At 53.5% G+C, this 14,500-nt stretch carries 11 protein-coding genes; 7 read left to right on the plus strand and 4 right to left on the minus strand.

The window, feature by feature from the left end; all coding sequences use genetic code 11:
• Nucleotides 1-216: 216 nt before the first annotated feature.
• Both KRAC_RS47350 and glk read right to left on the minus strand, forming a co-directional pair.
• On the minus strand, nucleotides 217-444 hold the full coding sequence (locus tag KRAC_RS47350; protein ID WP_236600994.1) for a helix-turn-helix domain-containing protein: 228 nt from the start codon (nucleotides 442-444) through the stop codon (nucleotides 217-219).
• A 748-nt stretch (nucleotides 445-1,192) separates the two neighbouring features.
• Complete coding sequence (gene glk / locus KRAC_RS47355) at nucleotides 1,193-2,170, minus strand: glucokinase (RefSeq protein ID WP_007919525.1); 978 nt, start codon at nucleotides 2,168-2,170, stop codon at nucleotides 1,193-1,195.
• A 604-nt stretch (nucleotides 2,171-2,774) separates the two neighbouring features.
• Here glk and KRAC_RS47360 point away from each other — a divergent pair.
• Nucleotides 2,775-4,136 (plus strand): hypothetical protein, encoded by a 1,362-nt coding sequence (locus KRAC_RS47360; RefSeq protein ID WP_007919534.1) that lies wholly within the window; start codon nucleotides 2,775-2,777, stop codon nucleotides 4,134-4,136.
• A gap of 241 nt (nucleotides 4,137-4,377) precedes the next feature.
• Nucleotides 4,378-7,359: an ATP-binding protein gene (locus KRAC_RS47365; protein WP_007919535.1), complete on the plus strand. Its 2,982-nt coding sequence runs from the start codon at nucleotides 4,378-4,380 to the stop codon at nucleotides 7,357-7,359.
• Between the two features lie 10 nt (nucleotides 7,360-7,369).
• Here KRAC_RS47365 and KRAC_RS47370 read toward each other — a convergent pair whose 3' ends face one another.
• On the minus strand, nucleotides 7,370-7,732 hold the full coding sequence (locus KRAC_RS47370; protein WP_007919536.1) for an STAS domain-containing protein: 363 nt from the start codon (nucleotides 7,730-7,732) through the stop codon (nucleotides 7,370-7,372).
• 229 nt (nucleotides 7,733-7,961) lie between these two features.
• Between KRAC_RS47370 and KRAC_RS63980 the strand changes: the two genes are divergently transcribed.
• The 5 genes from KRAC_RS63980 (at nucleotide 7,962) to KRAC_RS47395 (ending at nucleotide 12,834) form a co-directional block, all read left to right on the plus strand.
• A complete protein-coding gene (locus tag KRAC_RS63980) occupies nucleotides 7,962-9,632 on the plus strand; it encodes an ATP-binding SpoIIE family protein phosphatase (protein ID WP_007919537.1) in 1,671 nt (556 codons plus the stop codon).
• Complete coding sequence (locus KRAC_RS47380; RefSeq protein WP_007919538.1) at nucleotides 9,613-9,984, plus strand: STAS domain-containing protein; 372 nt, start codon at nucleotides 9,613-9,615, stop codon at nucleotides 9,982-9,984. The genes KRAC_RS63980 and KRAC_RS47380 overlap by 20 nt, the downstream gene beginning before the upstream one ends.
• 54 nt (nucleotides 9,985-10,038) lie before the next feature.
• Nucleotides 10,039-10,449, plus strand: coding sequence for an STAS domain-containing protein (locus KRAC_RS47385; protein WP_007919539.1), 411 nt, complete (start codon nucleotides 10,039-10,041; stop codon nucleotides 10,447-10,449).
• A complete protein-coding gene (locus KRAC_RS47390; protein ID WP_007919541.1) occupies nucleotides 10,446-11,192 on the plus strand; it encodes a hypothetical protein in 747 nt (248 codons plus the stop codon). Before KRAC_RS47385 ends, KRAC_RS47390 begins: the two co-directional genes overlap by 4 nt.
• Before the next feature lie 211 nt (nucleotides 11,193-11,403).
• A complete protein-coding gene (locus KRAC_RS47395) occupies nucleotides 11,404-12,834 on the plus strand; it encodes a phytoene desaturase family protein (protein ID WP_007919543.1) in 1,431 nt (476 codons plus the stop codon).
• A 237-nt stretch (nucleotides 12,835-13,071) separates the two neighbouring features.
• Here the strand turns inward: KRAC_RS47395 and KRAC_RS47400 are convergent, their stop codons facing one another.
• Nucleotides 13,072-14,100 carry an RNA-guided endonuclease InsQ/TnpB family protein gene (locus tag KRAC_RS47400; protein WP_007919545.1) on the minus strand — a complete coding sequence of 343 codons (1,029 nt, stop codon included), beginning with the start codon at nucleotides 14,098-14,100 and terminating at the stop codon, nucleotides 13,072-13,074.
• Nucleotides 14,101-14,500: the final 400 nt, after the last annotated feature.

The raw sequence follows: 14,500 nt of genomic DNA on the forward strand, positions 1-14,500 counted from the left end.
ATATGTATAAACGCAAAGTCCGTTTGAATATCAAATCTTGGGTATCAGATCTCAAAGTGGAGAAGGGCACTACATCACACCAGTTCATCAATAACACTGCCCCTGTAACTATTCAGCCTCCTCAGCTGGTGGTCTTGCCGCGCCTGGATACAATTCCTGACTGCGTAAGACTTCTGTATGCATGCGAGGAGTACTGAATAGTTACCCTGCTCTCGATTATGCGGGCAGTGTGGAGTTATTGAGCAAGGTATCGAGGGTCATTTTGCGCACACGATAACCACGGCGCTTGCCACGGTGTGGCAGCGTCACCGCCTCCAGAGCGCCACTCTTAATCCAGCGCCGTACCGTTGTATCGTCCACCCGCAGATGGCGCGCCACCTCGCGCACCGTCAATAGTTCATCACCTTGAGTCATTTCCTTCTCCTCATGTAGAGTTGCTTTCACGATCCTAACCTCCTGAATTCGACGTATGTTAAAAGATACTTTTGTGCCGTGTGTAGCAGGCAATTTTGTACGATGCTACATAGTGTAGTCGCAACGTATTAACTGATACTTAGAAGAAACTGAAGTCATCCTGAACATGCCAGCATTGCCTGCAATACCTGGATGTGTTATCAGCACCTTCACCACATCAATCTACCCTGGTGCATTTATGTCTTCAGTATAAAGACACCATATATATGGGTTCTTGGACCCATCGAGGGAATTTTTGTGTATTTACCCCGAGGGGTAAATACACAAATTGCAATTCTCAGATCTAATTCAGCTTTGTCACAGTATCAGTTCATCTTTATGCGTTATAGTATGAACATAAGAGACATAGGAAGAGACAACTCACATTTACCCTTCTCTCGTATCGAGGCCACTGCTACGCACCAGGCAGTGGCCTCGGTCATTTTTAGCTTTATGCCAGATTTCACGAATTAAAACGCAAAAAAATTTGCCCTCGTTTTCTCGGGCAAATTAAAAGGTATCTCTTCAAGAGCAAAGACATCGATCAGCCCCTTTAGCGTATCGACACATAACAGAACACCCGCCAGAAATACCTTGTCCCTATTGTACAATCCAGCCCTGAAAACAGGCTGAGATTTTCCTGAGATTAAACTGAGATTAAGATTTCTAGTCAGAGAGTAAGAAAAAGAGGGACGAGGTGCAGGCAATTACCTGCACCTCGTCCCTCTTTTTCTTACTACTAGAGGGTGAAGCCGTGGGCGGCGGCGCCGATGAGGGCCACGTTGGGGTATAAGATAATGTATACCGGGTAGTGGGAGAGCATCTGGCCCATGCGTCCTTTGGCCAAGAAGGCTTGCATGAATGAGCCATCAGTGAAGAGGGAGAGGAAGCGTGGGGGCAGGCCACCACCGATATAGACGCCACCGCTGGAGAGCACTTTGAGGGCCATGTTTCCCGCCTCAGCTCCCAGGATCGAGACAAACGTCTTAAGGGTCTCGATGCAGATGGGGACCGCCGACTCTACAGCGCCCTTGACGATGATTGGCGTGTGGTCTGAGACGAGTGAGAGCTGATCGCTAAGCCAGTCCGGCTCCTCATAGGCTCCCGTTGATTGCAGGAACGCATAGAGGTTCGGCAATCCGATACCCGAGCAGACATGCTCATAGCTAACATGTGCCGAACGCTGCAACATAAAGCGGAGCAGGTCGAGTTCGCGCACGTTGAGTGGAGCGAAGTCGGCGTGGCCGCCCTCGCTGGGATGCGCGACGTAGCGTGAACCATTATGCACCAGGAAGGCCTCGCCCAGGCCAGTACCTGGCGCGACGACCGCGATTGTCCCTCCCTGCTGAGGCGTTCCCGCGTTCAGAGTATAGATATCCTGCTCCTCTAATAGAGGCACACCATAGGCCATGGCGCTCAGATCGTTGAGTAGGCAGATCTTAGGAATGCCCAGGCTCTTCTGCATCTCCTCTTCATCCATGACCCAGGGCAGGTTCGTAATCTTGGCTTTTCCATTCATGATGGGACCCGCGACGCCGAAACAGGCCCGATCAACCTGAACATCAACTTGCGTGAGAAACTCTTTAACCATTACCTCCAAGCTTGCGTAGCGCGCGCTGGGAAAGGTTTTCTCTACTACAGGTGTGCGCAGTTCGCCTGGTGAGGAGAAAACCGCCAGATGGGTTTTGGTGCCACCAATATCACCCGCCAGTAACATAATAAGATCTCCACTCTATTTTTTTGCTTTTATACTTATAAGTCCTAAGCAAATCCGTAGGCACAATCAGGCAGACATCCATAGTTTAGAGCATAGCCACCAAAAAATATAGATGATGATTATCGCTATAACCACCATAATATACGGCTATCCTCCTCATGAACGAGGCCCAACAATTTTCATTGTATCCTAGAAATAGTACTAAACAGTATTTATTCGGCCCTTATTTCCTATGCTTGGTCCCCTTACCACTCGCCTGCTTTAGCTCAGGGCCACCCCAAAGTTGTAAAACGGTGTCAACCAAAGTACCCCTGTGTCAATCATATTGGGTACACAATTGGGTGCAGCGCCCAGGCAGTGGATAAGAGCGCTCGGGGGGCTCTGAGCAGCAAGGAATTGGGTGTGCCCACGTACAGTATACCTCGAAAAAGGGAACATCCAGAGAAGCCAGAAAGTCGATGTGCAACAGTTACGTGAGTACCTTGGTGGGGTCAGTAAAAATGGTTTTGGTATGGACAAATAGCGTTGTGGAGAGCCGTAACGTTTTTCGGACGTTTACTCCGTTATACTCATAATACCCATTCAAGCAGAAAAGAGGAAACGTATGGCGAACTCACGGAAGAAACAGGCAAAAGAGACGAGTACAGCGAGCACCAGGGGGCTTCAGCCCCTGCAAGGGTGGGGGCTGGTCATTGCCAGAATAATCTGGGCAGCCATCGCATTCGTCGATCTGATCATTCTGATCATTGGTGTCCCTGCCCTGACAATCCAGGTGCAGAAACCATGTCTTGATCTGACCAGGGCCACTTGCAGCAGTCTTCAACTTCTCCCCACACAAATGGCTGCGGCCCAATTCCTGGGGATCACCCCCGGAGCTTACGCGGCATATACTGTAACGTGCGATTTGCTGATCACGCTGCTGTTTTTTATCATCGGGGCCTTGATCTTCTGGCATAAATCGAACGACTGGATGGGACTCTTTGTCTCGATCCTGCTCATCACTTTTGGCGGTTTGGGGATGGACCTGGTACACACAAATGCACTTCCTGACATTCTGCCCTCGAACAATCTCATTTTTCTGATCTACAATTTTTTGAGCATTTTGAGTGGGGCACTAGATTTACTCGTATGGCCTGCTCTCGGTCTGTTCTTTTGCACCTTTCCCGATGGGCGCCTGGTCCCTCGCTGGTCCTGGATTTTTCCCTGCCTTTTTGTTGTCCAGTTTGTTTTTTACGTTTTACCCTCGCCCTGGAACTTCCAAAACTGGCCGCCGTTCCTCCAATTACTAGAGATACTTCTGGTCTATGGAGGTTCAGTAGGAACGCAAATCTATCGTTATTTCTTTGTAGCCTCGCCTCTCCAGCGCCAGCAAATTAAATGGTTGGCGTTCGGTTTTGGACTGGTTATCTTTGTAGTTCTCCCGCTTGAGAGTCTTCTTCTGATCTTGAACGGACCACATTCTATACTACAATTGGCTGACCCCTTTACATTGATGTTCGACTACTTGCCAATACCCCTCGCCTTAGGCGTTGCCCTGTTGCGTTATCGCCTCTGGGATATCGATGTGTTGATCAATCGCACGTTGGTTTATGGCTTGCTCACGCTCATTCTGGCAGCGGTGTACTTTGGGTTGGTCTTTGGTGCGCAGGCCCTACTCGTGGGCTTGATCGGCAAAAACGATGGGATTGTGATCGTGGGATCAACGCTGGTCGTGGCGGTGCTCTTCCAGCCCTTGCGTCGAGGCATTCAAAATGTGATTGATCGGCGTTTCTACCGCCAGAAATACGATGCCCAGCGCACTCTGCAAGCCTTTAGCGCCACCCTGCATCAGCAGACCGATCTGGCACAGCTTAGTGGGCAGATTATGGCGGTTATACAGGAGACAGTGCAACCGGCATCGGTCTCGCTCTGGCTGTGTAGGCCTGCGGAACGGGAGAGTGAAAGCGCTTCATCAGGGCGGGAATGAACTTCCCCCTATGAAATGACCGATAGAGAATACCGCACAATCATCTCAAAACCGTTACGAGCGATTATCCCGTCTTTCCACTCGCCAAATCACGAAATATGCTTCTATTTCTTAATTACTCTTCTCTTCTCTTCTCTTGTAATCCTCTATTGTATAGCTTACAATGACATCCATAGCAGAGGTGTGCGCTTATACATCGCCATGATACAGATCTCTATTATCTCCAAACTGAGGGTACTCGATGTCTCGGTTGACTCTCTCGCTCTTTGGGCCGCCGTTGATAGAACTCGATGGCAGCCCCGTCACTACCGATACACGCAAAGCGGTCGCGCTCCTGGCTTATCTGGCGATGACACGCCAAACGCACAGCCGCGATACGCTGGCGGCATTACTCTGGCCGGAGTATGACCAGCCCCACGCGCGTGCCACCCTGCGCCGCACGCTTTCCTCCCTGCATAAAGCCCTCGCGGGCGCGTGGCTCCAGATTGACCGTGAGACAATCAGACTCAAGCAGCAGGATGGTTTCTGGCTGGATGTCGAGGCGTTCAGGTCCCTCTTGACCGATTATCACACTCATCAGCACCAGGCGGGAGAACCTTGCGCGAACTGCCTTGCAGGGCTGAATCGCGCAGTGACGCTCTACTGCGATAGCTTTATGGCTGGCTTTTCGCTCTCAGATAGCGCGCCTTTTGACGATTGGCAGTTCTATCAGGCCGATAGCTTACGGCGCGAGCTCGCTGGCGCCCTGGAGCAACTGGTCCTCGCGTATATCGCCAGTGGAGAAATTGGCCTGGCAATCACCCAGGCCCGGCGTTTACTCTCCCTGGATCGCCTCCATGAACCAGCGCATCGCTATTTAATGCAGCTCTACGCCTGGTCTGGTCAGCGCTCCACCGCCATCCAGCAATACCAGGAATGCGTCAAAGCACTCGATGAAGAACTGGGCGTGACCCCTTTGGAAGCAACCATACAACTCTATGAAGCCATCAAGGAAAACCGCCTATCACCACCGCCAGAGCGACGCCAGCCATTTTCCCAAAACGCAGCTACCGCCAGTCACGCGTTGCCGCTAGAGCGGTCAGATGAACCGCATCTGGCCTCGTTCGATTATCCCCTGGTTGGGCGCGAGAACGAGTGGGCGGAACTGCTCTCCATTTACGCTGAAAAGGCTCCCTCTGGATATATTGTCGCGCTTGAAGGAGAGGCCGGGATCGGCAAAACACGTTTAGCCGAAGATCTGGTTGCCGAGGCAAAAGCCAGGGGTGCCCGGACGGTGAGCGTGCGCTGTTACGAGGGTGAGGTTGATCTCGCGTACGGGCCGATTGCGGCAGGGCTACGCGTTGCCATCAATCAGCAGCAAGATTCTCACTGGCACAATCAGCTTGCTTCCCACTGGCTGAGCGAGGCCACACGGCTCCTTCCCGAATTGGCGCAGCAGCGTCCCGATGTGCCCTCGCCACAGCCGCTTGCCAGTCCTGGCGCGCAGAGTCGCTTTTTCGAGGGGCTGCGCCAGGTCTGGCTTGCCCTCTGCACTGATACTCGTCTATCTGCGCCTGGCCTCCTCTTTTTTGATGATATTCACTGGGCCGATGCAGCCTCGCTGGAATTTCTCGGCTATCTGATCAGACGGCTTGATGAAAAACCACTCTGCCTGCTCCTTACCTGGCGCAACAACCAGCAGACTATCAGTCAACGTTTTCAGCGTCCCTTAGCAGAGGCCCAGCAGAGCGGCAAAGCGCAGCTCCTCACCCCGGCCCGCCTGGATCAACCAACCGTTGAGCGGCTGGTACGCCATATTGCGGCCAGTGGTGTGGATCTCCCGCCGCATTTTACCAGCCAGCTCTACCAGGAAACCGAGGGCGTGCCGCTCTTCCTGACTGAATATCTCACCGCTCTGACTACTGGAGCGATCAAGGCAGAAGACACCGAATGGAGCCTGCCCGGCGGCGTGCGTAACTTGCTCAACTCGCGCCTGGAAGCAGTTGGGGAGACCAGCCGACAACTCTTGGGGACCGCCGCAACCATCGGGCGTTCCTTCGACTTCGATATCCTTTGTGAGATCAGCGGTCGCAGCGAGGAAGAGACGGTGAATGGCTTGGAAGAACTGATCAGCATGGGTCTGGTTAAAGAGATGGGCAATCTGCCCACGTCTTACCACTACCCTTTAAGCAACGAACCCACGCTCATCTACGACTTCTGTCATGAAAAAATGCGCAGTCTGGTGTACGACGGGATCACTCTGGCTCGCCGCCGCCTGCTTCACCGTCGCACCGCAGAGACGCTGGTGGCGCGTATGCGTGGACAACGTGAGCTCGGGATACTCGCGGGCCAGATCGCTTTGCACTATCAGGCAGCCAACCAGCGAGCCCTGGCCGCCACCTATTTTTGTCAGGCTGGCGAGTATGCGCGTTCTCTCTACAGACACACGGAAGCCCTGGCCCATTTTCACACCGCCTTGGCGCTGGGCCATCCCACAAGCTCCGAACTGCTTGAAACCATTGCTGACCTGTATACCTTCCTGGGAGAATATGAAACAGCCCTCAAAAGTTATCGGGCTGCCAAAGCCCTGAGTGCCACGCCACGCGCTATTCTGGAACAGAAACAAGGCAAGATCTATGAGCGTCGGGGGAATTGGCAACTTGCGGAAGAACACTTTGCCCTCGCCCTCCACTTACTCCAAACGCAGGCTGGATCAGAGGAGGAGCAGGCGCGAGTATGCGCCGATTGGAGTCTCTCTGCCCACCATCATGGACATATCCAGCAGGCACACGATCTGGCACAGCAAGCACTCGACCTGGCAGAACAGACCAACGATACCCACGCACTGGCCCAGGCACACAATATGTTGGGCGTTCTTGCCAATAGCCAGGGAGAGATGACCACAGCATATTTTCATCTGGAACGCAGCCTGGCCCTGGCGGAAAACCTGCAAGACGCCAGCATTCAGGCCGCCGCCCTGAATAACCTGGCGCTGGCCTACCGAGCCAGCGGGGAGGTTGTACGCGCCATTGCGCTCACGGAAACGGCCCTGGCACTCTGTCGTTCCCAGGGTGATCGCCACCGCGAAGCTGCCCTGCACAGCAACTTGGCTGACCTCCTGCACGAAGCCGAGCGCACCGATGAGGCAATGAGTCAGCTTAAGCTTGCCGCCCGCATCTACACTGAAATCGACGGAGAAGCAGGCGCGATGCAGCCAGAGATCTGGAAATTGGTCGAGTGGTAGCCACTCAAATCTATGGTCGAGATGGAGGGATACTATTCAATGCTTGTGCCTCATCAGAGAAGATGCTCATAAAATCGGCCAGGCGCGTAATGCGAAAAATCTCTACAAAATGCTCACTCAGACCGTACACCATCAGGGGACATTTGGCTTTAAGAGCGCGTTTGAGTATCCCAACGATCAGCGCGATTCCAACACTGTTCATATAACTTACCTGACTGAAATTCAGCAAGATCGTTTCAGGGTGCCCGCTGACAGCTTCCGTATACGCACTATCCAGCGCATCTGCCGCGAAATTGTTGATTTCGCCCTGTAAATCGATAATCGCGGCCCGCGTCCGGTGCCGAATATGGGCCTCGAAACTAGCCGTTGCCATGACAAATAGTCCTCTCTTGTAGTAGAGCGCTGCTGAAAAGCTCTCTCTCGTTTTTGATTATAATTCCTGGTCGTCCTCTAAACGTTACGAGAAATTATTCTCTCTTATTGCTGGCGCAAAATGTCACGAGAAAGGTGCGAGAATATTCCTCTTTACCGTAACGTTTAGAGGACGTGCAGACTCTATACTACGAAGGAAAGATACATCGTAAAGAATATTGGAGTTCGAGATGGCAACATTTTTCCAGTACATTCGCCAGAGAATGCCTTTCCGGAGAAGCACCCAAAAAAAGCAAGCTCTCCCGACGCCTGTATTACCCGCAACTCAGCGCGTTGTTTCGCAGGCAGTGAACATCGCGCCCAACGACGCGCTTATTGCCTATTTCCTGAGCTCGCCTGGCGCGATTGAGGTCGAGAAACTGCATCTCGATTCGCCAATTCTGCGCGAACTCAAAGAAGCAGGAGTCAAGCTGACGATGCCGCTGGTGAGCCAGGGTGAGTTGGTTGGGCTGATCAATCTAGGAGGACGTTTGAGTGAGCAGGACTACTCCAGTTATGACAAAGGACTGCTGAACTCGCTGGCAACCCAGGCCGCGCCCGCTCTCCGTGTCGCCCAGATGGTCTTGGATCAACAGGCACAGGCCCGCGAACGCGAACGCATTGAGCAGGAATTGCGGGTGGCGCGCATCATTCAACAAACACTGCTACCTAAAGAACTGCCCGACCTGCCCAACTGGCAAGTGACTGCCTATTATCAGCCAGCGCGCGCGGTTGGCGGCGACTTCTATGACTTTATCCCTTATGAAGATGGCCGGCTGGGGATTGTCGTTGGCGATGTGACTGATAAGGGCATTCCTGCCGCCCTGGTTATGGCGACCACCCGCAGTATCCTGCGTTCCTCGGCCCAGGAAGATCTCTCTCCCGGCGCCGTTCTGGAACGCGCCAACGATTTACTCTTTCCCGATATTCCGGAGAGAATGTTTGTCACGTGTTTCTATGCCATTCTCGATCCTCAGAGTGGATTCCTGCGCTATGCCAATGCCGGGCATGACCTGCCCTATCGCTGGCACGAGGGCGAGGTAGGCGAGCTACGCGCCACAGGTATGCCCCTGGGGTTGATGCCTGGCATGTTCTATGAAGAGAAAGAAGTCACCCTGGCGCCTGGCGAAAGCATGCTGCTCTATAGCGATGGCCTGGTTGAGGCGCACAATCCTACTCGCAACATGTTTGGCTTTCCTCGCTTGATTACATTGCTTGGCATGTACCAGGACGAAAACTCTCCTATCGATTACTTGCGCGCAGAACTCAGCGCCTTTACTGGAGCAGACTGGGAACAGGAGGATGATATCACCCTGGTGACCTTACAACACGTTCCAGTGCAGACCCCCCAGGAAACAACCGAGATTCTGAGGAAGCCCGAAGTCCACGAAGGATCCATTGAAAGCGGAGATGGCTGGCAGCCCCTAGAAACATGGTCTATCCCCAGCGCAATGGGCAATGAACGGATCGCAATCTCATATATAACCCAGCGTGTTCAGCCCTTTCATCTGCCAGAACGTCGTCTGGAGCAACTCAAAACAGCGGTGGCAGAGGCCACGATGAACGCTATGGAACATGGAAACCACTACCGCCCGGAGTTCCCTGTCACCCTCCAACTCCTCTCGTCAGAGCAGGCCATCGCAGTACGGATCAGCGATCAAGGTGGTTATCAGCCCACCCAGGCTCCGGAAACGCCTGATATCGAGGCCAAGCTGGCTGAACTACAATCGCCCCGTGGTTGGGGCCTGTTCTTGATCCAGAATATGGTCGATGAGATGCGCATTCTCAACGACGAACATACCCATACCATCGAACTTGTGATGTCCCTAGAAGGAGGCCCCTATGCCCCCCAAAGTGCTTAAAGCCGCGGTCCGTCACCAACCAAGCGTCTCTATTGTGGACCTGCATGGCGAGATCAACGCCCAGGCTGAAAGTGTGTTGAACAACGCTTATGCCGAAGCTGAGACATATGGCTTAGAGGTCATTCTGCTCAACTTTCACGGTGTGAACTATATCAACAGCACCGGTATCGCGCTGATTGTCAGTCTGCTCGCCCGTGCCCGCAAACAGCACCGTCGTCTGCTCGCCTGTGGCCTGAGCCAACATTATGTGGAGATATTCCAGGTCACCCGCCTGGCCGATTTCTTACACATCTTCCCCGATGAGACAAGCGCTCTCACACAAGACATGAGTGAATCCAGCCAATCTATGTAAAAACAGTGTCGTTTTTGTTGCGTTATGTAGCAATTGCAGGAGGCAGAGAAAAGCATGCCAGAGGCCAAAGCAACTATGCAAGCACGCACGGTCAACGGGATTGCCGGCATCATCGATATCCAGGGCGAACTCAACGCGTTCGCGGAAGGCATATTGATGGAGATGTACAACACTGTCAGCGCGCCAAATATCCGCGCGATTATTCTCAATTTTAGCGAAATGGAGTATATGAATAGTAGTGGCATTGGCTTGATCGTCACGCTGCTGATTCGCGCAAATCGCCAGAAACAGCAACTCTTCGGGTATGGGTTAAGCGAACACTATCAGAACATTTTTCAATTGACCCGTCTTAACGATTCTATCCAGCTTTATGCGAACGAAAACGAGGCCATCAAAGCGCTCCGTTCCGTTGTAACCGTAACGGAGAATCGGCCACGCTTCTTTAAAAGGAGAGAGACCCGATGACAAACCCACAACCGCCTGCGAAAGAGGGCCAGCCCCGCAATACGGCAAGCTGGGCGCCACAACATACACACACGCTACGGATACAAAATGCCCCGAGCGGAGCGCTGAACCTCAACGTTGATGGTCGACAAATCACCGGGCCACTCCAGGGCTTTGGCTCGATGTGGCAGAAAACCTACCGTGTCTCCTTAGCAGGCACAAAGGTAGAGCCAGAGACCGTCATTGCTGTCTGGAAAGAACACTTCGCCGAATTCTGGCCCGCGAATTCGCGCTTCTTTGGCCCACTGACAGGGATTGCACCGGGTGAAGTGGCACTCCTCAACCTGGCAGTGGGCGGGATGCCACTCTCAACTGGCGTGCTGGTGTTGTATGCTGATGATGAGAGCTTTACTCTGATGACACCTCAAGGCCATATGTTCGCCGGCTGGATTACCTTTAGCGCGTATAAAGAGGAAGGAGAGACCCTCGTCCAGGCTCAGGTCTTAATGCGCGCCAGCGATCCCATTTATGAGCTAGGACTGCGTTTCGGCGGACATAAGCAGGAGGATATCTTCTGGGAGCATACGCTAGGAAAGCTGGCAAAGCACTTCCAGGTGGAAACGCCTGTGCAGACGGAAACCATCTGCGTTGATAAAAAATGGAGCTGGCCACAAGCCAAAAACATCTGGCATAATTCGGCCATTCGCACACAAGTTCACCTGCTGACCCATCCAGCGCTCTGGTTTCGGCGACACGGGAAATAACTGTAAGCGGGCGAGAGTGCGGCGCACTTTCACCCGCCTTTTTCTGATGACTTCTTATCCGAAAATCCTGAGCGCGCTTGCCGTGCCACCTTCAGGTGGTCCCCGAATGGGGGAAGCGCTAGTCACGCAAGTGACTCCGTGATACCTTCAGGTGGTTGGGATTCGGAATAAGATCGTAGTAGAAAATAGCTGCTGGAAAGACTCTTTTTTTATGATTACAAAACCATCGTATGACGCGCTTATCATCGGCTCAGGACCCAACGGCCTCGCAGCCGCCATTACCATTGCGCGCACAGGTCGCTCGGTCCTCGTGCTTGAGGCCAAAGAACAGATCGGCGGCGGCGCCCGGTCAGCCGAACTCACCCTGCCTGGCTTTACGCACGATGTGTGCTCGGCAATCCACCCCATGGGGCTGGCCTCGCCATTCTTTCGCACCCTACCACTCGCTCGCTATGGCATCGAGTGGATTCAGCCAGAATTTGCCCTGGCCCACCCGCTCGACCATGGGCAGGCGGCACTGGTGGCCCGTAGCCTGGAGGTGACCGCCGCCAGCCTGGGCGTGGATGCCGTAGCGTATACCAAACTGATGCAACCACTTCTTGATAATTGGGAAAGCATCATCAACGCCTTTCTTGGACCATTGCGCCCGCAAACGATGCTGCACCCATTCAAAATAGCGCACTTTGGCCTGGCGGCCTTGCGCTCAGCCAGCGGTCTGGTGCAAACTCAATTTAAAGGAGCGGCAGCTCGCGCGATCTTCGCGGGCATGAGCGGCCATTCGATGCTCCCTCTCAATACGCCCTCCAGTGCGGCGGCGGGCATGATGTTGGGCCTCTTGGCCCACGCGGTGGGCTGGCCTATCCCACGTGGGGGGTCACACAAGATTGTTGACGCGCTCGCGGCCTACCTGCGCGACCTGGGTGGTGAAATTGTCACGGGCGTGGAGGTGAAATCGCTCGACACGCTCCCCCCGGCGCGCGTCATCCTCTGCGATATCACCCCACGCCAACTTCTGCGCATCGCGGGAAGTCGTCTCTCCGGCCTCTATAAACGCCAATTGGAGCATTATCGCTACGGTCCGGGCATCTTCAAGCTCGATCTCGCGCTCGACGGCCCCATTCCCTGGAGTGCTGACGCGTGCAGGAGAGCTGGTACGGTCCATGTCGGTGGCACCTTCAACGAGATTGCCAGGAGCGAGCGCGCGATCTGGCGAGGGGAACATCCTGAGCGTCCATTTGCTCTACTCGCACAACAGAGCCTCTTTGATGAGACTCGTGCCCCCCAGGGCAAACACACAGTCTGGGCCTATTGCCATGTCCCCAATGGCTCAGATGTCGATATGGGTGAGCGCATCGAGGCACAGATTGAGCGTTTCGCCCCTGGCTTTCGCGACCGCATCCTGGCTCGACATACCACCAATGCCATGGAAATGGAACGCTACAACGCCAACTATATTGGTGGGGATATTAACGGCGGCATGCAGGATCTCACGCAAATGTTCACCCGCCCAACCATCTCGCCAACGCCCTACTCCACCCCCGATAAGAGCCTCTATATCTGTTCCTCCTCCACACCGCCAGGAGGAGGTGTCCACGGTATGTGTGGCTACTTTGCCGCTCAGGCTGCCCTGCGTCACCTGTAGGAAAACATCAATTGTGCGAGAGCTATCCCATATTCACCAGCAACCATATAGAGCAAATAGTGGTTTCCGTCTTCCTCATAAATAGCCGGATCACGCAATTGACGCACTCTCTGGGCAGCTAAACCACGCACTGAAGGCTCAAGTGGGAGGTCTATGCCCTCATAAGACAATTCTGAATGTTAGCCATGGGCTTACAGTATCTTAAAATGATGACGAATATGCCTAGAAGTCATCCGTTCAGACGGCTAGCCGTCTAGGGAGAACTGCCGCTCCCGCTACTCCTCGCCCCACTTGCAAAGGGTCGGAGTTACTTTTGCGTAAGATGTTGTACGAGCCGTTGATATCGGCATGAATGAGGCGTCCATCCCTGGCACGATACCAACTGCGAGCCACACGCTTGCCTGAGAACACTGGCTTCTCAGCCGTGTTGGCTTCATACGTTGGGATGGGGTCGTCGTCCAGAAAACTGGCCTTGCTGGTGTAGCTTTCTTCTTGAAGGATGACCCTGATCCCAACCAGGTGCGCTTTGTAGGTCAACTGCTCAATGAAACGAGCATGAGGAAGCTGCACAAACTGCTGGTTGTTCCTGCATCCCATACTCACCTCTTGTTTCCACAAGGGATTCTTGCCAATCACCAGACGAGGCACAAAACCAGGTTTGTCGCTGGTAATGGCTGCGAGCACGTTGACGCCCACATCCACGGCTGCCCGAAGCTGCGGGTTGACCGCAGCCGGTTGGATCTCCTGCTCATAGACGACCTCCAGCATGTAGCCATCAGCGCGTGGAACGATGCGAACCTGCCGGATGGCTTCCCAGGTGATCTGAGTTGCTATCTCAATGGGAAGTCCTGATGGGACCAGCTTGCCTGTGCGCTTGAATACCCTCTTGCCCAGGGCTTTTTTCTCGTAGATGAGCAGGAAACGGCCCTTGGTCTTGTCTTGATAGCCAGGGATCTTGGGGCGTCCCGTGAAGGGAGAGGGGTCTTCGCGGTAAGCCTCCATCCCATCAAAAAAGCTGACCCAGTTGTGGTGGAGCTGAATGAGGATGGCATTACTGACTTTGCGAGGGAGGGCACAATAGGCCTCGTGGTGTTTCAATCGATGGAAGATGGCAGCGTAGGGCAGGTAGGTTCCCTCGTGAATGAAGGCTTGTCGGATCTGGTAATTGGCCTGGTTATAGAGGTTCTTGGAGGCAAAGGCTGCTCGATCAATGACGGCAAAGCGTGCATCCTGATGACGAATGAGATGTCGTTCGACCAACTGCACCTGGTGCCTCCTCCCTTTCCGACAACACGTCCTTCGTGTCGGTGAACCTCTCTTGGCGTTTCATGCAAGAACATTCTTTCTAACGAAACTCTACCAGAGATATCTCCAGTTGTCAATATCCGGCATGATTCCTTGGAAACGTTTATCACACCCCAAAGTAGTGCAGGAGATACTGGGTCATAGTAGCATAATAACTATCACCATGAATATTTACAGCCATGTTATGCCGTCAATGCATAGCGCAGCGATGGAAGACCTGAATACAAAGGTTTAAAACCGGGAACATTTGGGGTAAGGACATCTTTTTGGCCATTGGGTGTCAAATTGGGTGCAAGGTAAGATTATGGCTCAGTTTAACTCGGCTTCATGTGGCTTATAAGGCGATTTCATCGAGCTGGTT

The sequence above is a fragment of the Ktedonobacter racemifer DSM 44963 genome (assembly GCF_000178855.1).
GTDB lineage: Bacteria > Chloroflexota > Ktedonobacteria > Ktedonobacterales > Ktedonobacteraceae > Ktedonobacter > Ktedonobacter racemifer.